Below are 26,245 nucleotides of genomic sequence, written 5' to 3' on the forward strand. Positions count from 1 at the left end.
CAGTCGATCGGGACGGCAAGACGGAGACTGACGCTATTTTTGCGAGGATACTCGAGCCGTCGACGAACCGTCGGTGCGGCGACGAGCGCGGTTCGACCTCGAGGCGAGGTGACTCTGTGACTACTCGAGCGCCTCGTTATCCGCGTCCCACGACGCCCACGCGGTGACCCGATCGTCCTCGATATCGAGGGTTCGGTCGTCGGCCGTCGCGCCGAGTTCGGTCTCGAGTTCGCTTTCCGTTTCGTCGTCGATCGTCTCGAACGTCGCCGCGAAGTCGCCCTCGGCGCCGCCGTCCGCGTCGAACGTGAGCGAACTGACGATCGTGTTCGCCTCCTCGACGTCGTCGAGATCCTCCTCGCCGCCGTACCCGCCGAGGACGACGTGGCCCTCGCCGGCCGTCTCGAGGGTCCAGTCGAACTCCTCGCGCTCGTCGGTCGCACGCTCGCGGTCGCCCTCGGCGGCCTCGAGGACAGATCGAACGTGATCGACGCCGTCGACGTCTTCGGAGTCGTTGGCGAGAAGTATCGCGTCCGCGCCGACGGCCACGGCCTGACTCGAGGCCGCTCCGAACCCGTCGTCGTCGGTCTCGCTCTCGTAGAGTTCAAAGTCGCCGACGTCGTCGACGTGGTCGAACGTCGCTCCGGCGGCGTACGGATCGTCGTCAGGCTCGGTGAGCGCGTCGACGACTTCGTCGGTCGCGACGTCGCCCAGGAAGAGCAGCGTCTCGTTGACGAACAGCAGTTCGTCGAGCGTCGTTTCGGCGTCGTCCGCCGCCAGCGTGTCGTCTTCCAGATCGACGATCGGGCCGAGTCCGGCGCTCGGAGCCGCAAAGCCCGCAGACATCGCCGCGATGAGCGCGCCGACCATCGGCAGTTCGATCATCGGATCCTCCACGTCGGCGTCGTCCTCGTCCGGTACTGGTTCGTCATCGTCGTCCTCGAACTCGCCGAGCCCGGCCCAGTCGACGTAGCTGAACAGCAGTTCGCCGTCGGCGTCGCTCGTCAGCCACCGCTCGTAGTCGTGGAGTCCGGCGGACTCGCCGGTCTCGTCCTCCGAGTCGGTTTCCGTCTCGGTGTCGCCGTTTTCGTCGTTGTCGTCGGCCCCGTTTTCGTCGTCATCATCGCCGTCGTCGGCGCTCGTACAGCCGGCCAGTGCGGCCATCGAGGCGGTCGCGGTCGCCCCGGTGAGTCGTAGCACGCGTCGTCGGTCCAGATCCATAGCGTCCGTGTTCCGAGGGAGTTAGTAAAACGATTCTGGTCAGGACTGTCTCCGTTCGTTACTAGATCGAAGCGGTATCGTCGCGACGATTGTAGGTTGGTGTCGCCTCGCTCGAGGCAGGGGTCAGTTGTCGTGAACGAAACTGGTGTTCGTGTCGGTTCTCGAGGTAGTAATCAGAAGTTAGGCGAAACGGACTCGCGAGTGTGGGGCGATCAGAACGAGTAACAGTGAGTGAATATCTACACCAGCTCGAGATAGTCAGAATTCTTTATGAGTAATACTGGGTTAGAATCGATGTTCACGAGGTGGTATCAATTGGTGGCTCGAGCCACCGACAATCGCCACGTCATGCGATTTCGTGTAATTACACTCGAAGTAATCGAACACTGAGTGTTCCAGAAAGCTTATTACGTGATGCTTTATACATTTCTGATACCCCTACCCGGTGCGAGACAGTGCGGCGGTTTGCACTGGTCGCTCACTCGCACTCCTGTCGTATCGATCGCAGACCAACCAACACAAAACACAAGACAACATAAATGACAAACGAAATCTCATATCGCGAAAAGGGACGCGCAGTGTTCCTGGCCGCGCTTATGGTTATGTCGGTTGTTGCCATGTCCGCAGCGTTTGCGGGGGCAGCGGCGGCAAACCATGCTGACGAAGAATACGAAGTCAGCGACAACGGTACCGCGTGGCAAGGACAAGCAGTTCTCGTAACTGGCGTTGACGAAGGCGACGGAACTGCCGATCTGTACCAAGGCACTCCGGATAATGGCGGCGACTTCATCCGTGAAGTTGACGTGGATTCCGATGGTGTCGAACTTGACACGAGTGACCTTGAACAGGATAGCTATTACATCACAGGTGACGATGGGGAAGATACGGTATTCAACATCCGAGGTCAGAGTCTGGATGCCTCCTTCGATGTTGACTCTGTCTCTGCAGATGGTGACGCAACTCTGGACATCGACTCCAACCGTGGTAATTTCCACGCTGAAGTGAGTTCAGAAGCGTTCAGCCAGAGTGAACTCAGTGACCTGTTCGAGAGCTATAACAGCTCGGCAACTGATGAACACGACGATGAAGATTACATCGTTGTCGACGCACGTGACGAGTTTGACCTCGACTTCAGCAATGTCGATGTCGACGATGGTGATGAGATCGAGTTCACCATCGAAGCAGCCGACACGACTGCTGAAGACACTGCCTCGGTTCAGATCATCGACGCAGATATCGATTACTACTTCGTCGACGTTGACACCGTCTCTCAGGGAGACCTCGCTGAGATCACCATCGGTGTCGAAGGTACTGACGAAGCCGCTGTGATGCTCGGTTACGAGGATGACTTCTCGACGGTCGCTAACATCACTGGAATCGAAGACGACGAAGTCGTTCTCCAGTACAACACGTACAACACTACCGACGCGTGGAGCGTCGTTGAGGGTGCAGACGGAATTGACACCCAGAACACGAGCGGTCAGCTCGGCGAGCACGAACCACTCCCTGCATGGGACTGGAACCTGAACGTCGGTAACGCACTGGACGAGTCCGAGACCGGTCTCGAAAGCGATTTCGACCGTGACCGTCTCATCGTTCAGGACCGTGAAGACATCGGTGGTGTCTCTACCCACACCGCTCCAGCTGACGATGATGTCTACGATGGATTCGACAACTACGATGATGCAACGGTCACTGAGACCGACACGTTCGCAATGGAAGATGGCATCATCTTCGTTCTCGAAGATTACGGTGCAGCGGGCGGACTCGATAACATCGAGAACGAAGGCATTAGCTTCGAGGCTTCACCACAGAGTACTGGTCCTGTCGACAGTAGCGAACCCGTCGACCTTGACCTTGAACTGCTCACCGACGACCTCGAAAACTACGATGGCGACCTGGTTTACGCTGTCAACCTGACAGCGGCAGACCTTGTTGCTGGTCAGACCTACGACGGTGAGCTGACCATCGATGCCGACGCAAACACCTTCATGAGCGCAGACGATGACAACGTCACTGAGGAATTCGAGTTCTCCGTTGTCGACCGTGAACTCGAGTGGGACGACATCGACTCGCTCCCAGCTGACTCGGATGCAACCGCAACGGGTACGACGACGATCGCACCCGGTACGGTAATCGACGCTAACGCAGACTCCGCAAGCGATCAGGGTGGATTCGTTGACTACACCGACACTGTCGTTGACGATGACTACGCGTTCGCTGCCGAGTTCGATCTCGAAGGCGAAGAAGTCGGTGTCCTCTTCGACATCACCGCCGAAGACCTTACGGTCGATAACAACGCAGATGACGCGGTTCTCGAGGGACTGACTCTCACTTCGCCATCTGATGAGGATGCATCCGGCATCGACCTCGGCGCTGACTACGACGCAGAGATCACCACCGAAGAGTCGACCGACATCGACGCAGTCGTTACGAACAACGACGGCGACGAAGTGACGGTCGACCTCGAGCTCGAGCTCGACGGTGAGGTCTACACGGACGAAGTGACGGTTGACGGAGACGACTCCGAGACCGTGACGCTCACCACCGCCGACGGCGCAGACCTCGGCGAGGGTGACTTCGACTTCACCATCACCGCAGAGAGCGGCTCTGACGACGCCTCCTACGACGGTACGCTGACCGTCACCGAGGCTGACGATGGCGAAGACGACTCTGACGACTCGGACGACTCCGACGCTGACGACGGCGACGCCGACGACGGCGACGCTGACGACGGCGACGCTGACGACTCCGACGACGACGCTGACGACGACGATGACGGAACGCCCGGCTTCGGTGTCGCTGTCGCTGTCGTCGCTCTGCTCGCAGCCGCCATGCTGGCCCTGCGACGCCAGAACTAAGTCAGCTGACTAACCACCGGACTTCGTCCGGCTCCGACGCACTTTCATTTCTTTCGGACGCTACACCACCCAGCGACAGCCATCGCTGTCGGCTCTGGTTCGTCTCGAAATTTGATCTTCTTCTCGGATAGATTCGCTACTGCTCGAGTCAGTCCAGCGTACCAATTTCGAACCGGATACGCGAGCCGAGTCAACTCGAGTGCTCGAGCCCGCCGCGTCGATCGAACCACTGTTTTCGATCCGAGACTCGAAGTCCGTCGCCGACGACAGCGGAGCGCGCGGTTCGGCCACGCTCACCGTCCGGCGACGATAATTCTATCACATTGGATACTGATAAAACATGTTTGGTTATTGGTGTACTGCATCCGTGGGATGAATAATTACCGTGTCGAATTTCCAGATGGTTGCGTTAGTAGCCTTCTACCTTCGACGGAGGCCACTGTAGATGATTCGGATCACTCAGAACGGTGCCCGAAAAGCGACCGTTGTGACACCGACCCATTCCCGGATTGACACTGCTTTCAACAAAGTTATGACACTGCCGACTCGTTCATCATAACGAATGCTTACTGGGTGGCGGTATCGGATCGCGAGCGTCCTCGGCGTGGTCGGGTTGACCATCGCCGCCGTGGTCGCCACCAACCACCCGTTCGCCCAACACGTCTTCACGACGTACGTCCCGCTGTTCAATCGCCTCGAGGTAACCGTCCTCTCCGGCGGCTCGCTCTACTGGGCGATTGCCCTCTCCGTCGTCGCCGTCACGGCGTGTCTCCTGCCGCTCTATCGACCGCGGCCGCGCCGACTCCTGGATACCGTCGTGCTAGCCCAGAAACGGCTGCTGGTCGCCGGACTCGCGCTCGCGGCCCTGGGCTACTTCAAGTGGTCCCATAGGCTGCCTCGAGCGACGCTGGTCATGATCGTCGGGCTCCTGGCGATACTGATTCCGGCGTGGTTCGTCTGGATCCGTCACCGACCGACCGAGTCGGACGGCCGTACGCTGTTCGTCGGCGACGATCTGGCCCAGATCGAGCGCATCGCGCCGGCCGTCGACGCCCCCGTGTTGGGCTACCTCTGCCCGTCGAACGTCGGCTCCTACGGCTTCGACGAGGACGATATCGACGGTCACACCCCCCGAGCAAGAACCGGTGACGTCAGGGCCGACGGTGGCGTCGCCGTAGAACGCCGCGAGTCGATCGGTGGCGCCGGACCGAACGACCGGCTCGAGTCGACGCCCGACGAGCCGCGAGCGCTCGCCGGACTGGCACGACTCGGTGGGCTCTCGCGACTCGAGGACGTGCTCGTCGAGCGCGACGTCGACACCGTCGTGCTCGCGTTTCGAGAGGCCGACCGGGCGGAGTTCTTCGGCGCGCTCGACGCCTGTCACGAGCACGGCGTCAACGCCAAGGTCCACCGGGAGTACGCCGACAGCGTGCTCGTCTCCGCGGGGGACGTCGGCGAACTGGTCGACGTCGATCTCGAGCCCTGGGATCCGTTGGACCACCTGTTCAAGCGCGTGTTCGACGTTCTGTTCGCGACGGTCGGGTTGCTCGTCTTCGCACCGCTAATGCTGGTGATCGCCGCCGCGATCAAGTACGACAGTCCGGGTCCGGTCCTCTACAGCCAGGATCGGACGGCCGGACTCGGCGAGACCTTCTCGGTCTACAAGTTCCGGTCGATGGTTCCCGAGGGCGAGGACGCGACGCCCACCGACGACGAAACCAACGACCGGATCACGCGCGTCGGCCGCGTGCTGCGGAGGACGCACCTGGACGAACTGCCGCAACTGTGGTCGATCTTCGTCGGCGACATGAGCGTCGTCGGCCCGCGCGCCGTCTGGACGGAAGAGGAGGTGTTGCTCGAGCGGGACGCGCCGGCGTGGCGCAAGCGGTGGTTCGTAAAGCCGGGGCTGACCGGGCTGGCACAGATCAACGACGCGAACAGCACCGATCCGAACGCGAAGCTGCGGTACGACCTCGAGTACATCCGCCGACAGTCCTTCTGGATCGACGTAAAGATCGTCCTCCGACAGGTTTGGAACGTGCTCGCTGACGTCCGGGAGATGATCCGCGGGTAGCCCCGAATCGAACCGGAATACGAGTTTACTGACCCCGAGGAGAGACGGCTCGATACCGGCCACCGATTTTGCGGATCGCGTCCCCCCGAATATCGACGGCCGTCTCGAGCCGCGTGTGACGACGTCAGTCGTTCGAAAACGAGGGTCGGTTCGAGAGCGGATGTCCGGGGTGGTCGGGGCGTATCCGCTCGTGATGGTGACTCTATCGCTTTTCGGGCGGCTCGGGTGGCTCGAACGCGGCAGCGAGCACCGTCCACGCCCGCGTTTCGGTAAGTTCCTCGAGCGTCCGCTCCGAACGCAGACCCAGAAGTGAAACCAACACGAGGGCCGCGTGTGTGACGAGCAGCGCCGTCCCCAGTCGACCTAGCGCGACGGAGACGAGCAGCGAGACGAGTACTGTCACGGCCGTCGCGAGTCCGACGACCGTCAGCGGCCGATTCCGAAACGCCGTCTCGAGTCGAGCGACGACGTCGGCCGTTTTGGAGTCGGTCGCGGCGTCCGAAAGCCCCTCGAGACAGCGGTCGAGAAGTCGGATGAACGGGCCAACCGTGTACGTCTCGCGAAGGTCGATGACGATCACGTTCGGCTCGGGCTCGGTCGTGAACCAGCGGTAGAGCCGCGAGTGGCGAACGAAGCGTACGAGCGTTCGAACGCCGCCGCCGAGCCGTGACGCCGAAAGTCCCTGGCGAACTCGGTCTCCGAGGGTTTCGAGCGTTGATCTGGGAGTTCCGGGGTTCGAATCGACCATGGTCAGCCCTCGACGAGCCAGATCCGTTCCTCGATAGACGTCACGCCGAAGTCGAGGTAGACGGTGTCTCCGTTGTTGAGAGACGCGCCCTGGAATCGGGGCCCCAGTTCGGTGTTTCGAGTCTGTAGCTCGACGGTGAGCGTCACGTCGTCTCGCGTCGGATGGTCGTGCTTCTGAAGCTCGCCGTCTTCGCTTTCGACGACGACCGACGCGGGTTCGCGCTCGACGTCCTGGATCGTCGCCCACGTCTCGCTGCCGGCGGTCTCGGTCAGCCCGGGTTCGAACAGACTCGCCTCGCGGTCGCTCAGTTTCTCGAGGTCGATCTCGACGGTCGTCGTCGCCGGTTCGCCGGCCTCCTCGATGACCCCCGTCTCGAGCACACCGAGCGCGAGATCGTAGTCCGCCGTCGAGATCGGAATCATCGATTCGGATTCGACTGGTACGTGTCCGTACCGGAGATCCGCTCCACGTTCGAGCGTCGTCAACGTCGCGCCGACGAACACTCGGTGGTGCTCGTCACCGACGGGGTAGACGGAGACCGTTTCGACCGTCGCGACGGTCTCCTCACCGAACGCGACCTCGTCGCCGGCCCGAACGTCCGCGGCGGCGGACGGCGAGAGCGTCGCCTCGAGCAGCACATCGGTCTCGGTTCGCGGGAGTTCGGCTCCCTCCTCCTCGACGGTCTCGATGCTGCCAGTCGTGGCGTACTCGCCGGTGTCGATCGAGACGTTCTGTCCGGCTGTGAACTCGTCGTCGCCGAAGGCGTACGCGCCGTTCTCGAGGTGGGTTCCCGAGACCTCCGCGCGGACGGTTACGTGGGTCTCGCCGCTCGAGACCGGCGGCGCGTACACGTCGGTGACGGTGAGCGTGTGGGGGTGGTCGTCGTGAGCCATCTCGTCGCCGACCGAGACGTCCTCGGCCGTCGACGACGGCTGCGTCCCGAGGTCGATGGTCGCGTAGCGGATCTCGTTCGCGGAGTCGTCATCGGCGTCGGCTCCCCCTCCGAGCGCCCCGACGGCCGCGACGCCGGCGACGAGGACCGCGAGGACGAGACAGACGGCGAGCGCATCGACGACGTTGACGGTCCCGAAGAGGTTCCCGTTCTCGTCGATTAGCTCCATGGCACACCCGAGTCGTTCATATCAGTGGTGAGTTTCTTGCATCCACATAGGTATTGTGACCTGACGGGAGACGCGGCTTCGCGTCCGTTCCGACGACCGCACCTACCGCTCCTCGCCTCGAGTGCGGTCAGTCCACCAGACGAGAAGCGCCGTAACGCCGACAACCGCGAGGACGGCCGGATCGGACGAGACGTATAGGTTCGGGGTCGGGTGGCGGGCCCAGGTCACGGGATAGAGCCACGCGCCGGCAGCACCGTCGGCGTACGCCTTGACCGCGTCAACGAGCAGATGCGAGAGCGCGCCGGCGAGCAACACGCCGAACACCCGCCGGTGCTGGTCGGCGACGACCATCGCGCCGATAGCCGAAAGCAGAACGACGCCACCGAGCGTGTGGATCGCGTCGACACTGAAGGGGACGCCGAGGACGCTCTCGAGCGTCGCATCCGTGACGAAGAGTCCGATGCGGTTGAGATCCGGCAGGAGCGCGCCGATCATCGCGACGGCGACCCAGCGCTTTGTCACCCACTCGAGACGCCAACTCACGACGGTACCGAGGGCGTAGGCGGCGAGGACGTGCGAGAGGAGTTCAGCCATCGTCTGCCCCCTCCACGAGTTCGGTGGTCTCCGTCTCTCGCGGTTCGACGGCGAGCGTTCGCGGGTTCACGGTCCAGTGGCGACCGAAGTAACCGATCGCGAGCAGGACGCCGACGATGGAGGTCCCGAGTTTGTAGCCGTACGCGTTCGCGTCGCGGTCGACGACGACCGTTTCGTCGGCCGTCATCGTTCGATCGGACTCGAGCACCCCGTAGACCTGGACGGTCCCGCCGGGGGCCACCGGCTCGTCGACGCCGTCGATCTCGAGTTCGGCCGCGACCTCGTCGGCGGAGTCCGTGACGTGAATCACGATCGTCTCGCCGTCGACCGACTGGACGCTCCCGATCAACAGGACGCGTTCGCCCGCGTAGGCGTCGTACTCCGCTCCCAACTGATCGCCCGTCGGATGGGGCCAGTTGTCGTCGTAGGCCCCACCGTAGTGGACACAGAGGCCGAAAAGTGCCGCAAGTAAGAGCGTGGAGACGACGATTCTGACGACGAGACGCATTCGTCTCCGTGTTGGGCCGTCGTCGTCTTGATGATATCGATCGAATCGCGATCAGCGACTCAATTCGAGTCCCCGTCGCCGTCCGCACCGACCTCGAGGACCGCCCCTTCCAGCACGTCCGACTCGCTGACGTCGACGTCGTCGTCGCCGACCGCGTACGTCCCGTCGTAGGGAACCGTCGCCTCGAGTCGGCCGTCGTCTCCGACGGTCACGTCGCGTTCGTACGTGAGCGACTCGCCGTCGACCGAGACGGACGTACTGACGGTCACCGTCTCGCCCGGTTCGGCGTCCGCTTCGATCGTCGCCCCCGGAACGACGGCGAACGCCGCTACGGACCGATCGTCGTCCGCGTAGAGCAACTGGTAGTGGACGAGCGCCTCGCCGCCGTCGCCGCCGGTTCCGAGGTCCTCGAGCAGTTGCGCGTGCGTGCTCTCAGCCGGTAACTCGGTCTCTCGCTCGGTTACGACGACGTAGCCGACCCTGTCCTCGAACTGGCTGTAGTTGCCGTCCGGATCGTCGCCGAACCGGAAGTCGTCGAAGTTCGCCATCGCGTACGCGTAGCTTTCGGACTCCCCACTCGCGTGATAGTTGTACATTCGGTTGTCGCCCCACTCGCTCAGCACGAAGCTGTCGGGGTATTCCCGATCCGCGCCGGCCGCGTGCTCGTCGATCGTCAGCGCGGCCTCGAACGCCGAATCGTCGTGGGCGACCTGCCCGGAGAGTCCGGGGACGTAGAGCAGACTAAAGCCGCAGACGAGGAGCCCGATGCCGAGGACGTACCCGAACTTCCGTGCGTCGGGCAGCGTGATCGAGGGCTCGTCGCGGCCGCCGTCCGCGGCCACCGCGTTCGGTCGTTCGGTCCCTCGTCGGAACGGGAGCGGTCGCCGCGCGAGGTCGACCGTCGATAGGGCGTAGACGAAGCCGACGCCGCCCAGAACGGACAGCGGAACCGCGAACTGTGCGGCGAATCGCACCTGAATCGCGGCGAGTAGCATGAGAGTCGACGTGTACACCGCGAGAAGCAACCACGCCGGTTCGTACTGTCGAGAGACGTGCCAGACGGCCCAGATCAGTACCGCGACTCCGAGATAGAAGCCGACCCCGAGCTGGATCAGCGGTCCGAAAATCACCGCGTACTCGGGAGTGAACAGCGACGACGTCTCCGTGATGCCTTCCCGGAGGAGCAGATCGTCGGCTCGAGACCGCGCCTCCGCCCAGTCGCCCGGTCGAAGCCGGCGGAGCGCGTAGAGTCCCGCAGCGACGACGGCCGCCTCGAGCGCGAGGAGTCCGCCGACGTGGAGCTCGAACTGTCGCCACAGATCGCCGAGCGCGAGCACAACGACGGCACCGCCGAGGACCATCGCGGGCGTGTAGGCGACGAAACCGGAGTGCCAGCCCCAGTTGGTGTGGAGCCAGACCGAGATCGCCGTTCCGATTCCGATCCCGACCAATACGGGGAGGTTCGCCAGCGTCGGCGAGATGTCCTCGCGGGCGTCGATGACGGCCCGAAGCCCGACGTAGGCAGCCAGCGGCACGAACAGCAGGGAGGAGCCGCCCCACAGATGAGCCGACGCACCCAACGCCACGCCCAGCCCCACCGCGACGAGCCACGTGGCCGGCGACGAGAGGTGGTCGCGAACCGCGTCCCGATCGGCGCTCGTCTCGCGTCGCCGCGTCAGATCGACGGCGAGCCACGCCAGCGCGAGGAGCGTCGCACCGAGCCAGAAGTACTGGTGGAGCCGGTGCTCGAGGAATCCCACCTGCGTGTACACGGCGTGGACGGGCGTAACCGCGAGCAACACCACGGAGGCGATGCCGACCCTGACGTCTCTCGTCACCACGACCGCCAGCGCGTAGATAACGACCGCGAGCGCGACGGAGGCGACGACGGGGAGCCAGGCCGCGACCGCGTCGGCGGCCCACTGGTCCCCGCCTAGCAGCGTCGCGAACCACCAGTTCAACGCGTGGGTCAGCGGCCGCCGAGCGGCGGCGCCGGCCGGCAGCTCCGCGAGAACGCCGATATCCGTCGGACTCGTCGACTCGGCCAGTAACTCGTTCGTCCAGTACCGGTAGTAGTACGGATCGTTCCCCGGCGAGACGACGTGGTCGCCGCGGAACACCGACCGAAACTGCGTGAGCCGCATCGCGACGACCAGCAACAGCGCGCCGGCGAGTCCGGCGAGGGCCCGTCGATCGCCCCAGATTCCGAGGTCGACTGCCGAACGGAAGTCGCGGGAGCCACTGTCGCCGGTATCCGACTCCACGGCCTCCCCCGACAGCACGGCCCGGACGACCGCCGCGTCGGCGACCCGGTACTCCCCGTCGGCCTTCTCGACGATCCCTCGAGAGACGAGTTCACCGAACGTTCCCGAGTCAAGGGGAACGTCGTCGAACGTCCAGGTTTCGGCTTCGGAGTCGACCTCGAGCACGGTCTCGAGCGCCCGTTCCGCCTCGTCGTGATCCGCGAGAAACGAGGCGGTCGCATCGGCGAGCGCGCTCGAGTCGGCGTCGGTCATTGGCCATCATGTGAGTGTACGGACTCATCACGTTTTCGCTCCGAGTCGGTAGCGACGACCGCGTTTCGCCGCGTTAGGGCGAGGACTTCAGTCCGAGCCATCACTCCACCGTGACGCTCTTCGCGAGGTGTCGCGGTTTGTCGATCGACCGACCCAAGCGATGGGCGACCCAGTAGGCGAGCAACTGCAACTGGACGTTCGCGGTGACCGCCGCACCGATCTCGTTCGACGCCGGTACCTCGAGGACGTGATCCGCGTAGCGTTCGACGTCGGTCCGGCCGTCCGTCACCGCCACGACGGGCGCGTCGCGAGCCTCGACCTCCTTGACGTTACTGACCGTCTTGCGCGCCTGTTCGTCGTCGCCAGTGACGAGCGCGAACACCGGCGTCTCCTCGGTTACCAGTGCCAGCGGGCCGTGTTTCAACTCGCCCGCGGCGAACCCCTCGGCGTGGCGGTAGCTAATCTCTTTCAGTTTGAGTGCACCTTCGAGCGCGACGGGATACTGGTAGCCCCGGCCGATGAAAAAGAAGGCGTCCGACTCGGCGTACTCCGCGGCGATCTCGGTCGCCTGCGACGTATCGAGGACGGTCTGGACCTGATCGGGAACGTCGCGCAACGCACGAATCACGCCGTGGCACGACCCGTTGCTCAGCCGACACGCGAGCAGCGTCAACGCCACCTGCTGGCTCGCGAACGTCTTGGTCGCGGCGACGCCGATCTCCGGTCCGGCACGAATGTACAGCGCGTGGTCACACTCCCGCGCTGCCGAACTCCCAACGGTGTTCGTCACGGCGACCGTCTCCGCGCCGGCGCGGTTCGCCTCGCGTAACGCGCGCATCGTATCTGCAGTCTCGCCGCTCTGCGTGACGCCGACGACGAGCGTCGACGGGTCGACGGGAATCCGGTCGGTCGAGTACTCGCTGGCGAGAAACGACTGAGCTGGAACGCCGCGGTCGCGTAACAGCGTGGCCCCGAACAGGGCGGCGTGGTAGGACGTTCCGCAGGCGACGAACTGCACCGGCGACGACGACTCGAGCGCGTCGAGTTCCTCGAGCGTCACCGTCCCGGTCAGTTCGTCCACGCGACCGCGAAGACACTGCCGCAGTGCCGTCGGCTGCTCGTGGATCTCCTTGAGCATGTAGTGGTCGTACCCGCTCTTACCCGCGTCCTCGGCGTCCCACTCGATCGTCTCGACGGACGGTTCGACGACGGTCCCGCTCGAGTCCGTGACGACGACCGCCTCGGGCGAGAGTCGAGCGAACTCACCGTCTTCCAGATAGACGACGCGGTCGGTGTACTCGATAAAGGCCGGCGCGTCGCTCGCGAGGTAGTAGCCGTCGTCGCCGATACCGAGCACCAGCGGAGATGCCTGTCGAGCGGCGTGAATCGTCTCCGAACCGGCGAAGACGGCCGCGACGGCGTAACTCCCCTCGATTCGATCGATGGCGGCGCGAAACGCCGTTTCGGGGGCCATCCCCTCCTCGAGGGCGCGGGCGATCAGGTGGGGAACGACCTCGGTGTCGGTCTCGCTCTGGAACGTGACGCCGTCCGCTGTGAGTTCGTCGCGCAGCGACTGATAGTTCTCGATGATTCCGTTGTGGACGACGGCGACTCGTCCTTCGCCGTCGGTGTGCGGATGCGCGTTGAGGTTCGAGGGCGGCCCGTGCGTACTCCAGCGCGTGTGACCGATGCCGATCGAGTGTCCGCGCAGTTGTTCGGTCGGCAGTGCAGACTCGAGCGCGGAGAGCTCGCCCTCCCGCTTGTGAACCGCGAGCGTTCCGTTCGCCAGCGCTACACCTGCAGAATCGTAGCCGCGGTACTCGAGGCCGGAGAGCCCGTTCAGCAGAACGTCGATCGCGTCGTTCGATCCGACGTAGCCGACGATGCCGCACATCAGGACCGAACCTCCGTCTCGGAGTCGATCGTCCCGCTGACGGTCGTTCCGGGGCCGATGACGGCGTTCGAGCCGACGATCGTTCCCGGCGCGTACGTCACGCCGCCCCCGTCGCGGACGCGGTCCGCGATGAGCGCGCCGAGTCCCTCGTTTCGGTGGATCCGATCGCCGACGTGGACGTCGCCCGGCCCGCCGACGACGGTCGAGCCGGCGCCGATCCGGACGCCGCGGCCGGTCACGCAGTCGACGAGCGTGGCGTTCGGACCGATCCGCGTATCGGCGTCGACGACGCTGTGCTCGCAGACGACGTTCGAGCCGACGGTGACGTTCTCGCCGAGACAGACGTTGGGCCCGATCACCGCGCCGGGCCCGACCACGCAATCGTCCGCGATGACGACGGGGCCACGGATCGTCGCGCGCTCGTGAATTCGAGCGGACGCCGCGGTCGTGCTCTCGACGCCGCCATCGCTCTCGAGGAGGGCGTCGGCAACCTCGAGTAAGTCCCAGGGATAGGTCGCGTCGATCCAAATACCCTTCGAGCGCACGCCTCGAACCGGCTCGTCGCCGTCGATCAACGCGGTGAGCCCGTCTACGAGCGAGTGTTCCCCACCACGTGAGTTCGCGCTCCGGACGGTATCGAACGCGCGCGTCTCGAGGGCGTAAACGCCCGCGTTAAGCAGATAGCTTCGGTCGTCGGTCGGATTCTCGACGATTTCGGTGACGCGGCGGGACGAGACCCCCGCGTCGTCGGGCTCGAGGAGGACGCCGCCGTACTCGGAGACGTCGCGGTGCTGGATCGTGCCGATGGTCGCCGCGGCGTCGTCGGTCTCGCCGTGTGCGTCGATGACGTCCTCGACGATCCGTCGGTCGACGAGCTGGTCGCCGTTCACGACGAGGGTCGACCCCGACACCGTCGATTCGGCAGCCGCCAGCGCGTGACCGCTCCCGAGCTGTTTCTCCTGGGTCACGTAGGCCACGGGGACGTCGCGGTACGTCGGGCCGAACTGCGACTGGACGCGGTTCCGTCCGTAGCCGACGACCACCGTCAGCTCCGAGATTCCGGCCGCGATCAGCGCGTCGAAGACGTGGGCCAGTATCGGCTCGGTGGCGGCGGGGAGCATGGGTTTCGGTCGGTGTTCCGTCAGCGGTCGGAGCCGCTTTCCCTCCCCCGCGGCGAGGACGATAGCGGATCGAACAGTCATGTAGCTCCCTCGTCACACGGTCGGTGTAGGTCTTCCGGTCTTTCGACCGACGAACGGCCGTAAACCCTATCTATCGGGCTTGAAACGCCGTCTCGACCGGCCGACGTCGAGTTCACAAGCGTCGTCGAGACGACTCGGCAATTTCGCGCCGTCACCCCGCTTTCACTCGTCCGCTCCGGTAGCAGTTCCTCGCGAGTCATCGGAATCCGACGCAAAAACAGTCGTTCGGGGGCTCGACGGCCGATCAGTCGTCCGCGGCGACGGCCTCGCCCTCGCTCGTCGACTCCGCGCGTTCGAGATCCTCGAGATACTCGTCGGCGTCGAGTGCGGCCTTCGATCCCATTCCGGCGGCCGTCACGGCCTGCTGGTAGTGGAAGTCGACGACGTCGCCGGCGCCGAAGATGCCGGGGACGTCGGTCTCGGTCTGGCCGCCGCCGTCGCCGCCCTGGGTCCGAAGGTAGCCCTCGTCGTCCATCTGGACGCCGGTGCCCTCGAGATACGCCGTGTTCGGCGTGTGGCCGATCGCGAAGAAGACGGCGCCGACGTCGAACTCGAACTCCTCGGTCTCGGGGTCGTCGAGGCGGTCCGTTGGGTGGCCCTTGTCGTTGCGGACGAGGGTGACGTGGTCGACGCCCTCCGCCTGCGAGCCGTGGAGCTCGGTCACTTCCGTGTTCTTCATGATCTCGATCTCGCCCGCGTCGACCTTCTCCTGGACGCGGTTGACCCAGTACTGTTCGGCGCGGAACTCCTCGCGTCGGTGGGCGATGTAGACCGTGTCGGCGAACTTGGTCAGGAAGGTCGCCTCCTCCATCGCGGCGTCGCCGCCACCGACGACGAGCATGTCCTCGTCGCGGAAGAACGCGCCGTCACAGGTGGCACAGGTCGAGAGACCGTAGCCCATCAGTTCGTCCTCGCCGGGGATGCCGAGCGTTCGCGCGCTCGCACCGGAGGCGGCGATCACCGCGTCGGCGGTGTAGACGTCGCCGTTGGTCAGTTCGACGCGGAACGGCTTGGTGTCCGCGTCGACGTTCTCGATGATGCCGTTTTTCAGGTCGGCGCCGAACTGTGTGGCCTGCTCTTTCATGTTGTTGACCAGTTCCGGCCCGCTGATCCCCTCGGGGAAGCCGGGGTAGTTCGCCACGTCGGTGGTCAGCGTGAGCTGGCCGCCGGGTTCGTCGCCCTCGATGACCAGCGGCTCGTTGTCCCCGCGGCCGGCGTAGATCGCTGCGGTCAGTCCGGCGATTCCGGTCCCGGCGATGATGAGTTTGCGGTGTTCGAGGACTTCACCGTCCTCGGTGTCGCTTTCGATCCCGAGTTTCGCGTCTAGTTCGCCCGTCTCGTCGAGCGCGCTGGTTTCGTCCCAGCCGCCGATCAGTTCGTCGTCGATGAACACTTCGGGAGCCGTCTTGCGACCGTTCGCTCGCTCGACCATCTCCTCGAACAGGTCGTCGTCGCCCGTGACGTTGTACGTCTCGTACTCGACTCCCTTCGCGTCGAAGAGATCCTTGGCTTTGTCGCAGTACGGACAGTCCTCTTTGGTATAGATCTCGACTCGAGGCTGTTCGCTCATGAGCACGAGTTGGGACAGAGTGCCTAAACCGCTTGCGTTCTCAGCAACGCGAGGATGGCTCCTGTGACGTGCTGTGGCATCGTTAGGCCTCGGTAGACCGCCCCGCGTCGACGAACTCGACGACGACGGCGACGTCGCGGTCGGTTCGATCCTCGAGCGTCGTCTCGAGATCGGCGACGAGATTCGGGTACGGCGCGTCGGCGGGCCGCTGAACGACGACCGTCACCGCCGATTCGTCGTCGACGCCGACGCCGACGAATTCGGTTCGCACCTCGACGAGTTCGAGGTCGGCGTACTCGTCGTCGTCGAGAACGGTGCGAACTTCGTCGTTGACGCTGTTCTCGTAGAGGACGTACTGCCCCAACACGAGCCCGCCCATGGAGAGCACGATCACGCCTAGAACGACGGCAACGGCGAGCGTGTCGACCCACTCACTGGAGAGATTCTCCCGAATCGAGCCGCGGGTCCAGCCGTCGGGTCGATATCCCAGATACCAGAAGACGGCGAGCCCGGAGAACAGGATCGACGTGGCGTTGACTGCGACCAGGACGAACGCGCCGAGGGCGACCGAGGGGTCACCCCAGGCCATCCCGATACCGACCGCCGCGGCCGCCGGGATGAGTGCGACAGCGATCATCACGCCGACCAGCGAAACGGGGATCGCCGTCGCGAGACCGAACGCACCCGCTGCACCGGCACAGATCCCGACGACGATCGCGAGTAGCCCGGGCGAGATTCGGTTCTGGACCTGGACGATGGCCGTGATGTCGATCGTCGACGGGACGACGCCGCCGGAGCGAACGATCCAGGCGAAGACGAACGCACTGACGATGGCGACGCCGAGCCCGAACGCCAGCGACGTGAGCCCGTCGATGACCATCTCGCGGTCGTCGAGCACGAGGCCAACGGTGCCCGTCAGCGCCGCGCTGACCTGCGGGGCGATCACCATCGAACCGACGACGATCGCCGGCGAGTCGAGGAGGAGTCCCGCGGTCGCGACGATCGCGCTCAACACGGTCATCGCGTAGTACGTGACCCGACCCGGCGTCATGTTCATCGCTCGAGACCGGATCTCTTCGTGGGCGATGCTGTCGTCTTCCTCCTGGCCGTTGACGTACCGCTCCTCGAGTTCGTCGATCCGCGGCGTTCGCGCCGTCTCGATCGAGGAAACGACGACGAACTGGTCGTCGATTCCGGCCTCACGAAGTGACGACAGCACGCGTTCGACCGCCTGGGGCGGAAGCGGGAAGCTCACGAGTTCGCCGTCGGTCCCGTCGCCGGCTTCGGCGGTCCGAACGTAGTCGATCCCCTCGTCGTCGAGGACCGACAACGCGTCGTCGGATCTGTCGTCCGGCACGAACAGTTCGATCTGGCGCACGCTCGAGTACAGCACGCCCGGTTTCAAACCTATGAAGGCGTTAACGCCGTTGAACGTGTTCCCTACGTGTTTACGGTCGAACCGTTCGGTATCTGGGACCGTCCCTGCCACTGGGACGCGACTCGCTGACGACACTGTTACGGTGCCCACGGCCGATCACCGGGTATGGCTGCGGATCTCGAGGAGAAAACGGATCGCTACGGGGAGTTACTCGCGGACGCGCTCGAGGAAGCGTCGGTCGCCCCGCCGGACGGAACGCCGATGGCCGAAGCGGCCGAGGAGTGTTACGAGATGGCGGCCTCGTATCTGGAGGACGGTCAGCACTTCCGCGAGGAAGGCGACCGCGTCAACGCGCTGGCGTCGTTTTCCTACGGCCACGCGTGGCTCGATGCCGGCGCGCGCGTCGGATTGTTCGACGTTCCGACGGAGGGACATCTGTTCACGGTCTGAGTTCGAGCGCCGTCCTCACGGGACGGGACCGGGTCGAAGCGGTGACTCCCAACATGTTTTGACGATAGCTTTCTGTAGCTGGTCGACGTTGGGTTGCGTGACGTGACGGCACGCCGAGTCGGACGGCGTTCACGATCGCCGGTCTGCAGCGGCCGCGAAGGCGAGTAGTCGGCCGCTGCGATACGCATCGATAACGATTAATCGCTATATAACCAAAGCGTATATAAAAGTTTTCCCGATTAGTTTATAAAGGAGACGAAATCTTTATATGCCTTCCGGCCTAACTATACGTTAGCCGAGGCGACCGGGTTTCTTCTGGTTTCCCCACCCGGGAGCCCCGAGTAACCGTCCCGATACACCATGACAGACACGACAATTAGAACCTATACGAGCGAGGAAGAGCGCGAAGAAACGACCGAGGAGTCGGGTGAGCGAGAGACCTGCCCCGAGTGTGGCGGCCGAGTCCTCTCGGACGCCGAACACGCGGAGACGGTCTGTGAGGACTGCGGACTCGTCGTCGAGGAAGACGAGATCGATCGCGGTCCCGAGTGGCGCGCGTTCGACGCCGCCGAGAAGGACAAGAAGTCCCGCGTCGGCGCGCCCACGACGAACATGATGCACGACCAGGGGCTGTCGACCAACATCGGCTGGCAGGACAAAGACGCCTACGGCCGCGCCCTCTCGAGTCGTCAGCGCCAGAAGATGCAGCGGCTTCGCACCTGGAACGAGCGCTTCCGCACCCGCGACTCGAAGGAGCGCAACCTCAAGCAGGCCCTCGGCGAGATCGACCGGATGGCCAGCGCGCTCGGCCTTCCGGAGAACGTCCGCGAGACCGCCAGCGTGATCTACCGCCGCGCCCTCGAGGAGGATCTCCTCCCCGGCCGTTCGATCGAGGGCGTCGCGACGGCGTCGCTGTACGCCGCTGCGCGCCAGGCGAGCACGCCCCGCAGTCTCGACGAGATCTCGGCCGTCAGCCGCGTCGAGAAGATGGAACTGACCCGAACCTACCGGTACATCATCCGGGAACTCGGTCTCGAGGTCAAGCCCGCTGACCCCGAGCAGTACGTCCCGCGGTTCGTCAGCGATCTCGACCTCTCGGACGAGACCGAACGTATGGCCCGCGAACTGCTCGAGTCCGCGCGCCAGGAAGGCGTCCACAGCGGCAAGTCGCCGGTCGGCCTCGCGGCCGCCGCCGTCTACGCCGCCGCGCTGTTGACGAACGAGAAGGTCACCCAGAACGACGTCAGCGAGGTCGCGAGCATCTCCGAGGTCACCATCCGAAACCGCTACAAGGAGCTCCTCGAAGCCTCCGACACGGCAGCCCCCGCGTAACCGACGTCGTTCGGGGATCTGTCATCGGTGGTATCGGTGTGACGTCGGGAGGTGCGGATCGGTCGTTTCGTGAGTAACCGTGCGGCAACACTTTTGAGGCGTGGTGTGTAATACCGTGCCATGGACCAGACGACCGTCCAGCTGTTGTGTCCTGAATGTACGAAAGAGTGGCAGATTACTCCGGGTGACCTCCCTGGATCCACCTCGATGTTTCACTGCCCGAACTGTCACGCATCCCGACGGCTCTCCGAGTTCATGCGAACGGACCGTGATCTCCAGACGCTGAAACAACTCGGCTAACGGCGATCGACGTCACCACGTCTCGCGTTCGGTCCAGCAGTAGTGACCGTTTAACTCTCCGAAGTAGTGCCATTGGAAACTGAGACGAACTTGTGATTTACGACGGTAATACTTGCTTGTAGCCGCCCCCTTCGGGTGGTTTTCGAGTGGTAGGGACGACCTTCGTTGTCATCTAGCCGGTGACATACCCTCGTCCAAGTACGGGTTGCGTGTTAACGCGACTCAAGATAATAATATAACCCTGCAGTGGGTAGGATTGGATGGTTATGAAGAAGCAGGAGCTCATTCACCTTCACGGCCTTCTCGCGGAGGTATCGAACCAGTGTGCGGCGTGGGACGACTGTCAGATTGATCTCGAGGAGTACGAAACGCTCGGGATCCGACCGACATCGATTCACAAATCGAAAACAGATCACAAAGCTGCTGTCTTTGCACTCGCGGGGGGAATCACGATGAACATGCGCGAGGGGGAGCAGGAAGCAGTTGCCGCTACTGCAGACTGAGAAACACGTCGTCTCCTTCGGGTACGCAATAATTGACTGACGAGACGTATCTTCTGATCGACCGTTTCGGTCGGTTTCGTCGACGATATCCAGTTTTGGTCCACTCAATTCGAGTCAACGGATCGTTCCAGCAGGCAACGATCGATGGCCCGACGAAAAACGAGGCTCGGGTACTCACTCGATCCGCGTACTCGGGAACGACTTATTCGACTAAATCTTCGAACTCGGGAAGGATCTCGTCGTCATCGTCGTCAGTCGCTTCGGAGCTCCCCTCGGTCGACGTCGATTCGTCCGATTCCGTCTCGTCGGTCGATTCCGTCTCGTCGTCCGTCGTCGACTCGTCGTCGTCTTCGTCCTCGTCCTCGAACTCCTCGATACTAATGACCTCGAGCGGGATGTTCTCGAGTCGCTGTCCGATCTCCTTGCGAGCGATTCGCGAGGCGTGTTCCTCGCGCTCGACGTTGAAGACGGACATCTCCAACTCGAGTGCGACGAGTGCTTCGTCGGCCGCGATGAAAGCGGGCGGCAGCTCCTCCCCCGATGGAGTCGTGCGCTCGCCCATGTTGATCTCGACGTAATTTAAATCAGGGTTCAACATCTCGCCCGTCTTCGAGATGGCGATACGGATCGCCTCGTCTTCCGTCTCAACGTCGAACACCGGCACGGCGGCTTCGACGACGACCCTGCAGTGCATACCTAGACATTGTGTCGCCTGCAGTATGAAGGTTCGCCTCATTTCAGTCCGATTCCACGAACGGCTGCGCCGTCCCTCGGTCTACGCTTCGATCACGACGACCGACGACGTCGGTCGCCGGCCAGTTCGAAAGGCAAAAGCCTCCGCTCCCGAAGGGTCGGACAGATGGACACAGGGACGATTCCGGTCGACAGCCTCTCCGGCGGGCTCGACCTGTACCGGACGCTCGAGAGCGGCCAGAGCTACTGCTGGCGACGCAGCGACGGCGAGATGTACCACGGCGCGGAACCGGAGGACTCGTGGTACGCCACCGTCGTCGACGGGGACGTAATCCGTATTCGACAAGAAAATGGCATCCTCGAGTGGGAGTCGACCACCGACGCCGAGGCGGCCGTCCGTCGACTGGTACGGCTGGACGACGACCTCGAGGCCATCGTGGCGGCCGCGCCGGACGATCCGCTCCTCCGGGACGCCTACGACGCCCATCGGGGGATGCGACTGGTCGAGGACCCGCCCTTTGGCTGTCTGATCTCGTTTATCTGCTCCGCCCAGATGCGCGTCAGTCGGATCCACACGATGGTCTCGACGCTGGCTCGCGAGTACGGCGAGCCGATCGAATTCGACGGTAAAACCTACCACGCGTTTCCGACGCCGGACCAGCTCGCGGCGGCGACCGAAGCCGAACTCCGGGAGCTCGGTCTGGGCTATCGTGCGCCGTACGTCGTCCGCACGGCCGAGATGGTGGCGAGCGGTGACGCGGATCCGGCTGCGGCTCGAGGGTTCGAGTACGAGGCCGCCCGGGACTATCTCACGCAGTTCGTCGGCGTCGGCGACAAGGTAGCCGACTGCGTCCTGTTGTTCTCGCTGGGCTTCGACGAGGCCGTTCCGCTGGACACCTGGATCAAGTCGGCCATCGAGGAGTACTACCCCGACTGCGATCGAGGCTCCTACGCCGACACGTCGCGGGCGATCCGCGAGCGATTAGGCGGGGAGTACGCGGGCTACGCCCAGACGTACATCTTCCATCACCTGCGAACCGGGGAGTAACGAACCGGTCGGTCGCGCTCTCGGTGTGACAGATGCTGAAGGGCCTGTTAGCCAATTTGTCTGCACCGCGAGAAGCTACTTTCTGTAGTCGTCGCGCCCGGTCGCGGCCCAGTACGCCTGCGAGACGAGCGTGACGGCGAAGATCACCGCGAGAATCGCCGTGACGGCGAGGGCGACAGTTCGGCCGAGCAGATAGTACGCGAGAACGCTCGCGCCGAGTACGAAGACGATCGAACCGACGAACAGCTCGAGTAACTCACGAATCGTCGCGCGGCTACTCGAGACGTCGAGATACTCGTCCTCGAAGCGGTCGATGATGCCCATCTCTCGTCGTCGAGTGTGTAGCGCCCGGCGTATATCGTAATCGCCTCGATACCGGGGTGACGCGAAGCCGGATTTTTGACGGTCGCGGTCGATGGCTTGCACATGACAGAGCGAATCCGCGCGCACGTCTTCGTCACGGGCACGGTCCAGGGCGTCTACTACCGTGCGAACACCCGCGATACGGCACGGGAGAAGGGAATCGCTGGCTGGGTGAAGAACCTCGAGGACGGCCGCGTCGAGGCGATCTTCGAGGGGCCCGAAGACGCCGTCGAGTCGATGATCGAGTGGTGTCAGACGGGGAGTCCCGCGGCCGAAGTCGAGAACGTCGAGGCAGAGTACGAGGAGCCACAGGGCGAGGACGGGTTCGAGATTCGGTACTAGAAGCCACGGCGACGGACGAGTACGGCCTTCTGGCGATCGATCACTCGAGGTCGGCCAGATACCCTGCGAGCCACGGCGGCTCGTCGCAGTAGTTCCACTCGGCCCAGTCGGCCTTCTCGCCGGCGTAGTAGGCCCGGTAGGCCGCGACCGGATCGTCGGGTCGCCTGTACTCGTCGGGCATCGCCTGCGGGCGAGGCGTCGGCTCGTCGCTCGGAAACGCGATTCGATCGGGATCGATCCGCTCGATCACTTCCCAGGAAGCGTGGTCGTCGTCCTTCTCGTATCGTTCGACGAACTCCGCGTTGAGCGCCTCGGCGTGCTCGCGCAGTCGGAGCCAGTTGGCTCGAGACTCGATCGCCCACTGCGTCACCGGATGACCGGTGTGGGTCGGTTTGTAGAGAAAGTCCGCCTCGAAGCCGTTCTCGCGGGCCGCGGTACAGAGCACTTGGGCGGCCTCGAGCAGCAGTTTGTTCACGTGCTGGTCGCAGTGATACCGCGCCGCGAGCCGCGGGTCCTCGTCGAGCCAGAAGACGTTCACAGCGGTGCTGGGGGACACGAGAACTTGAGCGTATTGGCGATGCAAGTAGGCCAATCGCGCGGTTTGGTGTGTCGAGCGGTGTTCGGCGATCGATTCGGTTCGGTCGACCAGCGGCGCTCAACGGTGTGGATCGACACCGCCGTCCGCACTCTTCGGCGGGCGGCCGATGAATCTAGAGGGCTGTCGGTCTCGTACCGATTTTCGTGAAGTGTCGTGAAGAGCGTCTCTACAGGCTCGAACAGCATGCCCATAGTGCGCTGATTACGTTGCTATTCCCACAACAGAATATACTTAAATGTTGACGTATTGTATTGAACATGAATCGGCGAGCACTACTGTCGATCACTGTGTCCAGTTTCTCTATCACAGTAGCAGGGTGCCAATCAATGGATGATTCGGAGAGCGATCGTTCTTGCCCGGAACCAGATATCGAGGAAGGCGACACGTTGTCCTACGAAACGCTGCATTTCGAACATCTCGACGATGATTGGATAGGGGTCTATCTGTTCACCGAGCGAGAGCAGCTATCGGAAATCGATCTTCTCGATGAACGAGATCTCAGTACCGAAGAGAGGCAGTGGATCGACGAGACGGATTTCACACAGCATTCCATTCTTGCGATACAAGTCGCCCCGTCAACTGACTCGAGTGAATTACAGCCAATCGATGTAACGCGCGAGGAAATTATTGGCGACCACGATTCGTACAAAATGCACGCATATACGTGTATTAGCGACCCAGGAGACGATGAAAATCGGAAACGTTCCGCTCGGCTTCTTCGGGTGTCGCACAACGGCGAAGCGCCGAGTGACGCCGACCTCACACACTGGAAAGGTGACAGCTCGGTTTTCTACGCGTAGATTTGTCGAGCCATCTCCCGCGCTGGACGCGGTTGAGGAACTGTTCTGCACCTCAAATACAGTTGTAAGGTCAATTTGTGATTTGTTGAGAAATTAACGTCAACCGAGTTGAAAGGGTGGGTGAAATCCGGCGTGTCGTCCGCAATCTTCAACGGTCGGCCCGTCGAACGCTTCCGCATGATTACTGGCGAGCGGATGGCCGCCGTCGACGAGAACGCCGCGGCGCTCGGCGTGGCACAAAAGCAGCTGATGGAGTCGAGCGGGCACGCGGTCGCCCGCGCGGTTCGGGAGGTCGCCGAACCGGGCTCGAGCGTCGCCATCGTCGCCGGCCGCGGGAACAACGGCGGCGACGCGTTCGTCACCGCGCGGTTTCTGGACGATTACGACACTACGACCCTCCTGCTCGGGAAGTCCGAGACCATCGGAACCGAGATCGCTCGCGAGAACTGGGACGCCCTCCAGCAAAGCGAGTACGAGACGCGGGAGCTCACGGACTCGAGTCAGTTCAACCTCCCCGACTGCGACGTCGTCGTCGACGCGATGCTCGGCACCGGAATCAGCGGCGACCTTCGAGAGCCTGCCGCGACCGCAGCCGAGGCGATCAACGACGCCGATGCGACCGTCGTCGCCGTCGACGTCCCCTCCGGCTTCGACGCGAACGAGGGTGACCACGCGGACAACGGTGTCGAGGCCGATCGGGTCGTCACCTTCCACGATACGAAACCGGGGCTCGAGGAACTCGACGCCGACGTCACCGTCGCGGACATCGGCATTCCGGCCGCGGCCGAGCGCTACGTTGGCCCGGGCGATATCTCGCTCGCCCGACCCGACGGTCGAGACGGCCGACCCTACGTCATCGGCGGCGGTCCCTACACCGGCGCGCCGGCGCTCGCCGCGCAGGGTGCGCTTCGAGCCGGCGCGGAACTCGCCTTCGTCGCCGCCCCCGACGCTGTCGCGGGCGAGATTCAGGGCTACAGCGAAGACCTCATCGTCCAGCCCTACGCGGAGGACGTGCTCACGCCCGAGCGGGCCGAAGAACTCCTCGAGACCGCCCAACAGTACGACAACGTCGTCGTGCTTGGGCCGGGACTGGGTATCGCCGACGAGACGCTCGAGGCCGCAGCGAAGTTCCTCGAGTCCTATTCCGGCCGCGTCGTCGTCGACGCGGACGCCTTGCGGGTCGTGCCCGACCTCGAGACCGACGCGACGCTGGTCTGTACGCCTAATCGCGGCGAGTTGGCCCGGATGGGGGGCCCCGATACCGACGATCTGGCCGCCGCAGCGGACGAGATCGAATCCTTCGCGGCCGAGCTGGGTCACATCGTCCTCGCGAAGGGCGCGACCGACGTGATCACGGACGGCGAGCGGACACGGATCAGCCGCTCGGGCACCGTCGGCATGAAAGTCGGCGGGACCGGCGACACGTTAGCCGGCATCGTCGCGGCCTTGATGGAACACGCCGAACCGTTCGACGCCGCGGCGGCGGGCGCGCAGGTCAACGGCCTCGCGGGTGAACGAATCGCAAGCACTGAGACGTTCGGCTTCCTCGCCTCCGATATGCTCGACGAGATTCCTGCGGCACTCTGGGGTGGGGACGATGAGTGAGACACCTGACGAACCGTCGAACGCGGCGGGGTCGTCCGAGGCGGCCGCGGCCGACGAACTCACCCACACCACCGACGACGGCGACGTTCAGATGGTCGACGTCGGCGACAAACCGGACAGCGAACGCCGGGCCGTCGCGGTCGGGGAGATCCACCTCCAGCCGTCGACGATCGAGGCGATTCGGGAGGATCAGGTCGGCAAGGGCGACGTGCTCGCGACCGCCCGCATCGGCGCGATCCAGGCCGTCAAACACACCTGGGAGACGATCCCGATGTGTCACCAGATTCCGATTACCAACGTCGACACCGATTTCTCGCTCGCAGAGGGCCGTATCGAACTCGAGGTTGGCGTCGAAACGACGGGGAAAACGGGCTGCGAGATGGAGGCGCTCGAGGGCGTGACGACGGGCCTGAACGTCGTCTGGGATATGGTGAAAGCCGTCGAGAAGGACGACGACGGACAGTATCCCTCGACGGGCATCGAGAACGTGCGGGTGCTCGCGAAGGAGAAAGAACGGACCTGAGCCG

General features: G+C 63.8%; 24 protein-coding genes. 11 read left to right on the plus strand and 13 right to left on the minus strand.

Going from position 1 to position 26,245, the window contains the following annotated elements:
* Nucleotides 1–120: 120 nt before the first annotated feature.
* Nucleotides 121–1,218 carry a hypothetical protein gene (locus BLT08_RS03875; protein WP_090303451.1) on the minus strand — a complete coding sequence of 366 codons (1,098 nt, stop codon included), beginning with the start codon at nucleotides 1,216–1,218 and terminating at the stop codon, nucleotides 121–123.
* 539 nt (nucleotides 1,219–1,757) lie between these two features.
* Here BLT08_RS03875 and BLT08_RS03880 point away from each other — a divergent pair.
* A complete protein-coding gene (locus BLT08_RS03880; RefSeq protein WP_217636364.1) occupies nucleotides 1,758–4,079 on the plus strand; it encodes a BGTF surface domain-containing protein in 2,322 nt (773 codons plus the stop codon).
* A 562-nt stretch (nucleotides 4,080–4,641) separates the two neighbouring features.
* Nucleotides 4,642–6,153, plus strand: a complete 1,512-nt coding sequence (locus BLT08_RS03885; RefSeq protein WP_090303453.1) for a sugar transferase — start codon at nucleotides 4,642–4,644, stop codon at nucleotides 6,151–6,153.
* A gap of 202 nt (nucleotides 6,154–6,355) precedes the next feature.
* Here the strand turns inward: BLT08_RS03885 and BLT08_RS03890 are convergent, their stop codons facing one another.
* The 9 genes from BLT08_RS03890 to BLT08_RS03930 all read right to left on the minus strand — a co-directional run bounded on the left by BLT08_RS03890 (nucleotide 6,356) and on the right by BLT08_RS03930 (nucleotide 17,684).
* Complete coding sequence (locus tag BLT08_RS03890) at nucleotides 6,356–6,901, minus strand: hypothetical protein (protein ID WP_090303454.1); 546 nt, start codon at nucleotides 6,899–6,901, stop codon at nucleotides 6,356–6,358.
* A gap of 2 nt (nucleotides 6,902–6,903) precedes the next feature.
* The gene (locus tag BLT08_RS03895) at nucleotides 6,904–8,022 is read right to left on the minus strand and encodes a DUF4330 family protein (RefSeq protein ID WP_090303455.1); all 1,119 of its coding nucleotides are present in this window, start codon (nucleotides 8,020–8,022) and stop codon (nucleotides 6,904–6,906) included.
* Nucleotides 8,023–8,124: 102 nt separating this feature from the next.
* Nucleotides 8,125–8,616: a metal-dependent hydrolase gene (locus BLT08_RS03900; RefSeq protein ID WP_090303456.1), complete on the minus strand. Its 492-nt coding sequence runs from the start codon at nucleotides 8,614–8,616 to the stop codon at nucleotides 8,125–8,127.
* On the minus strand, nucleotides 8,609–9,124 hold the full coding sequence (locus BLT08_RS03905) for an OB-like fold-containing membrane protein (protein ID WP_090303457.1): 516 nt from the start codon (nucleotides 9,122–9,124) through the stop codon (nucleotides 8,609–8,611). Before BLT08_RS03905 ends, BLT08_RS03900 begins: the two co-directional genes overlap by 8 nt.
* Before the next feature lie 59 nt (nucleotides 9,125–9,183).
* Complete coding sequence (locus tag BLT08_RS03910; protein ID WP_090303458.1) at nucleotides 9,184–11,640, minus strand: MFS transporter; 2,457 nt, start codon at nucleotides 11,638–11,640, stop codon at nucleotides 9,184–9,186.
* 100 nt (nucleotides 11,641–11,740) lie between these two features.
* Nucleotides 11,741–13,534 (minus strand): glutamine--fructose-6-phosphate transaminase (isomerizing), encoded by a 1,794-nt coding sequence (gene glmS / locus BLT08_RS03915; RefSeq protein ID WP_090303459.1) that lies wholly within the window; start codon nucleotides 13,532–13,534, stop codon nucleotides 11,741–11,743.
* The gene (locus BLT08_RS03920) at nucleotides 13,534–14,736 is read right to left on the minus strand and encodes a sugar phosphate nucleotidyltransferase (protein ID WP_090303460.1); all 1,203 of its coding nucleotides are present in this window, start codon (nucleotides 14,734–14,736) and stop codon (nucleotides 13,534–13,536) included. The genes glmS and BLT08_RS03920 overlap by 1 nt, the downstream gene beginning before the upstream one ends.
* A 244-nt stretch (nucleotides 14,737–14,980) precedes the next feature.
* On the minus strand, nucleotides 14,981–16,306 hold the full coding sequence (locus tag BLT08_RS03925) for an FAD-dependent oxidoreductase (protein ID WP_090303461.1): 1,326 nt from the start codon (nucleotides 16,304–16,306) through the stop codon (nucleotides 14,981–14,983).
* 82 nt (nucleotides 16,307–16,388) lie between these two features.
* Nucleotides 16,389–17,684, minus strand: a complete 1,296-nt coding sequence (locus BLT08_RS03930) for a TIGR00341 family protein (RefSeq protein WP_175529243.1) — start codon at nucleotides 17,682–17,684, stop codon at nucleotides 16,389–16,391.
* Nucleotides 17,685–17,849: 165 nt separating this feature from the next.
* On the opposite strand from BLT08_RS03930, the gene BLT08_RS03935 reads away from it, so the two are divergent.
* From BLT08_RS03935 to BLT08_RS03950, 4 genes are all read left to right on the plus strand, one after another.
* Nucleotides 17,850–18,134: a DUF357 domain-containing protein gene (locus BLT08_RS03935; RefSeq protein ID WP_090303463.1), complete on the plus strand. Its 285-nt coding sequence runs from the start codon at nucleotides 17,850–17,852 to the stop codon at nucleotides 18,132–18,134.
* A 360-nt stretch (nucleotides 18,135–18,494) separates the two neighbouring features.
* Nucleotides 18,495–19,466 (plus strand): transcription initiation factor IIB, encoded by a 972-nt coding sequence (locus BLT08_RS03940; RefSeq protein ID WP_090303464.1) that lies wholly within the window; start codon nucleotides 18,495–18,497, stop codon nucleotides 19,464–19,466.
* Between the two features lie 120 nt (nucleotides 19,467–19,586).
* Nucleotides 19,587–19,766 (plus strand): DUF7836 family putative zinc-binding protein, encoded by a 180-nt coding sequence (locus tag BLT08_RS03945; RefSeq protein ID WP_090303465.1) that lies wholly within the window; start codon nucleotides 19,587–19,589, stop codon nucleotides 19,764–19,766.
* Nucleotides 19,767–20,032: 266 nt separating this feature from the next.
* A complete protein-coding gene (locus tag BLT08_RS03950; RefSeq protein WP_006090682.1) occupies nucleotides 20,033–20,269 on the plus strand; it encodes a UPF0058 family protein in 237 nt (78 codons plus the stop codon).
* 202 nt (nucleotides 20,270–20,471) lie between these two features.
* Here BLT08_RS03950 and BLT08_RS03955 read toward each other — a convergent pair whose 3' ends face one another.
* Nucleotides 20,472–20,963, minus strand: coding sequence for a DUF555 domain-containing protein (locus BLT08_RS03955; RefSeq protein ID WP_090303466.1), 492 nt, complete (start codon nucleotides 20,961–20,963; stop codon nucleotides 20,472–20,474).
* Between the two features lie 165 nt (nucleotides 20,964–21,128).
* Here BLT08_RS03955 and BLT08_RS03960 point away from each other — a divergent pair, with 165 nt between their 5' ends.
* A complete protein-coding gene (locus BLT08_RS03960; RefSeq protein ID WP_090303467.1) occupies nucleotides 21,129–22,010 on the plus strand; it encodes a DNA-3-methyladenine glycosylase family protein in 882 nt (293 codons plus the stop codon).
* 75 nt (nucleotides 22,011–22,085) lie between these two features.
* On the opposite strand, the gene BLT08_RS03965 is transcribed toward BLT08_RS03960, so the two are convergent.
* Nucleotides 22,086–22,334, minus strand: a complete 249-nt coding sequence (locus BLT08_RS03965) for a hypothetical protein (protein ID WP_090303468.1) — start codon at nucleotides 22,332–22,334, stop codon at nucleotides 22,086–22,088.
* Nucleotides 22,335–22,436: 102 nt separating this feature from the next.
* Here BLT08_RS03965 and BLT08_RS03970 point away from each other — a divergent pair, with 102 nt between their 5' ends.
* Complete coding sequence (locus BLT08_RS03970; RefSeq protein WP_090303469.1) at nucleotides 22,437–22,715, plus strand: acylphosphatase; 279 nt, start codon at nucleotides 22,437–22,439, stop codon at nucleotides 22,713–22,715.
* A 40-nt stretch (nucleotides 22,716–22,755) separates the two neighbouring features.
* Here BLT08_RS03970 and BLT08_RS03975 read toward each other — a convergent pair whose 3' ends face one another.
* On the minus strand, nucleotides 22,756–23,253 hold the full coding sequence (locus BLT08_RS03975; protein WP_090303470.1) for a hypothetical protein: 498 nt from the start codon (nucleotides 23,251–23,253) through the stop codon (nucleotides 22,756–22,758).
* A 386-nt stretch (nucleotides 23,254–23,639) separates the two neighbouring features.
* On the opposite strand from BLT08_RS03975, the gene BLT08_RS03980 reads away from it, so the two are divergent.
* The 3 genes from BLT08_RS03980 (at nucleotide 23,640) to moaC (ending at nucleotide 26,241) form a co-directional block, all read left to right on the plus strand.
* Nucleotides 23,640–24,113: a hypothetical protein gene (locus BLT08_RS03980; RefSeq protein WP_090303471.1), complete on the plus strand. Its 474-nt coding sequence runs from the start codon at nucleotides 23,640–23,642 to the stop codon at nucleotides 24,111–24,113.
* 177 nt (nucleotides 24,114–24,290) lie between these two features.
* The gene (locus BLT08_RS03985; protein WP_175529227.1) at nucleotides 24,291–25,718 is read left to right on the plus strand and encodes an NAD(P)H-hydrate dehydratase; all 1,428 of its coding nucleotides are present in this window, start codon (nucleotides 24,291–24,293) and stop codon (nucleotides 25,716–25,718) included.
* A complete protein-coding gene (moaC, locus tag BLT08_RS03990; RefSeq protein WP_090303473.1) occupies nucleotides 25,711–26,241 on the plus strand; it encodes a cyclic pyranopterin monophosphate synthase MoaC in 531 nt (176 codons plus the stop codon). The genes BLT08_RS03985 and moaC overlap by 8 nt, the downstream gene beginning before the upstream one ends.
* The last annotated feature ends 4 nt before the right edge of the window (nucleotides 26,242–26,245 follow it).

It is taken from the genome of Natronorubrum texcoconense, assembly GCF_900100335.1.
Taxonomy (GTDB): domain Archaea; phylum Halobacteriota; class Halobacteria; order Halobacteriales; family Natrialbaceae; genus Natronorubrum; species Natronorubrum texcoconense.

Excerpts from the sequence above, each read along its gene's own strand:
- BLT08_RS03920 (WP_090303460.1), bottom strand. The coding sequence starts at position 14,736 with ATGACTGTTCGATCCGCTATCGTCCTCGCCGCGGGGGAGGGAAAGCGG.
- BLT08_RS03905 (WP_090303457.1), bottom strand. The coding sequence starts at position 9,124 with ATGCGTCTCGTCGTCAGAATCGTCGTCTCCACGCTCTTACTTGCGGCA.
- BLT08_RS03910 (WP_090303458.1), bottom strand. The coding sequence starts at position 11,640 with ATGACCGACGCCGACTCGAGCGCGCTCGCCGATGCGACCGCCTCGTTT.
- BLT08_RS03945 (WP_090303465.1), top strand. The coding sequence starts at position 19,587 with ATGGACCAGACGACCGTCCAGCTGTTGTGTCCTGAATGTACGAAAGAG.
- moaC (WP_090303473.1), top strand. The coding sequence starts at position 25,711 with ATGAGTGAGACACCTGACGAACCGTCGAACGCGGCGGGGTCGTCCGAG.
- BLT08_RS03955 (WP_090303466.1), bottom strand. The coding sequence starts at position 20,963 with ATGCACTGCAGGGTCGTCGTCGAAGCCGCCGTGCCGGTGTTCGACGTT.
- BLT08_RS03900 (WP_090303456.1), bottom strand. The coding sequence starts at position 8,616 with ATGGCTGAACTCCTCTCGCACGTCCTCGCCGCCTACGCCCTCGGTACC.
- BLT08_RS03940 (WP_090303464.1), top strand. The coding sequence starts at position 18,495 with ATGACAGACACGACAATTAGAACCTATACGAGCGAGGAAGAGCGCGAA.
- BLT08_RS03925 (WP_090303461.1), bottom strand. The coding sequence starts at position 16,306 with ATGAGCGAACAGCCTCGAGTCGAGATCTATACCAAAGAGGACTGTCCG.
- BLT08_RS03875 (WP_090303451.1), bottom strand. The coding sequence starts at position 1,218 with ATGGATCTGGACCGACGACGCGTGCTACGACTCACCGGGGCGACCGCG.
- BLT08_RS03980 (WP_090303471.1), top strand. The coding sequence starts at position 23,640 with ATGGATGATTCGGAGAGCGATCGTTCTTGCCCGGAACCAGATATCGAG.
- BLT08_RS03935 (WP_090303463.1), top strand. The coding sequence starts at position 17,850 with ATGGCTGCGGATCTCGAGGAGAAAACGGATCGCTACGGGGAGTTACTC.
- BLT08_RS03965 (WP_090303468.1), bottom strand. The coding sequence starts at position 22,334 with ATGGGCATCATCGACCGCTTCGAGGACGAGTATCTCGACGTCTCGAGT.
- BLT08_RS03985 (WP_175529227.1), top strand. The coding sequence starts at position 24,291 with ATGATTACTGGCGAGCGGATGGCCGCCGTCGACGAGAACGCCGCGGCG.
- BLT08_RS03960 (WP_090303467.1), top strand. The coding sequence starts at position 21,129 with ATGGACACAGGGACGATTCCGGTCGACAGCCTCTCCGGCGGGCTCGAC.
- BLT08_RS03895 (WP_090303455.1), bottom strand. The coding sequence starts at position 8,022 with ATGGAGCTAATCGACGAGAACGGGAACCTCTTCGGGACCGTCAACGTC.
- BLT08_RS03880 (WP_217636364.1), top strand. The coding sequence starts at position 1,758 with ATGACAAACGAAATCTCATATCGCGAAAAGGGACGCGCAGTGTTCCTG.
- BLT08_RS03890 (WP_090303454.1), bottom strand. The coding sequence starts at position 6,901 with ATGGTCGATTCGAACCCCGGAACTCCCAGATCAACGCTCGAAACCCTC.
- BLT08_RS03885 (WP_090303453.1), top strand. The coding sequence starts at position 4,642 with ATGCTTACTGGGTGGCGGTATCGGATCGCGAGCGTCCTCGGCGTGGTC.
- BLT08_RS03970 (WP_090303469.1), top strand. The coding sequence starts at position 22,437 with ATGACAGAGCGAATCCGCGCGCACGTCTTCGTCACGGGCACGGTCCAG.
- BLT08_RS03950 (WP_006090682.1), top strand. The coding sequence starts at position 20,033 with ATGAAGAAGCAGGAGCTCATTCACCTTCACGGCCTTCTCGCGGAGGTA.
- glmS (WP_090303459.1), bottom strand. The coding sequence starts at position 13,534 with ATGTGCGGCATCGTCGGCTACGTCGGATCGAACGACGCGATCGACGTT.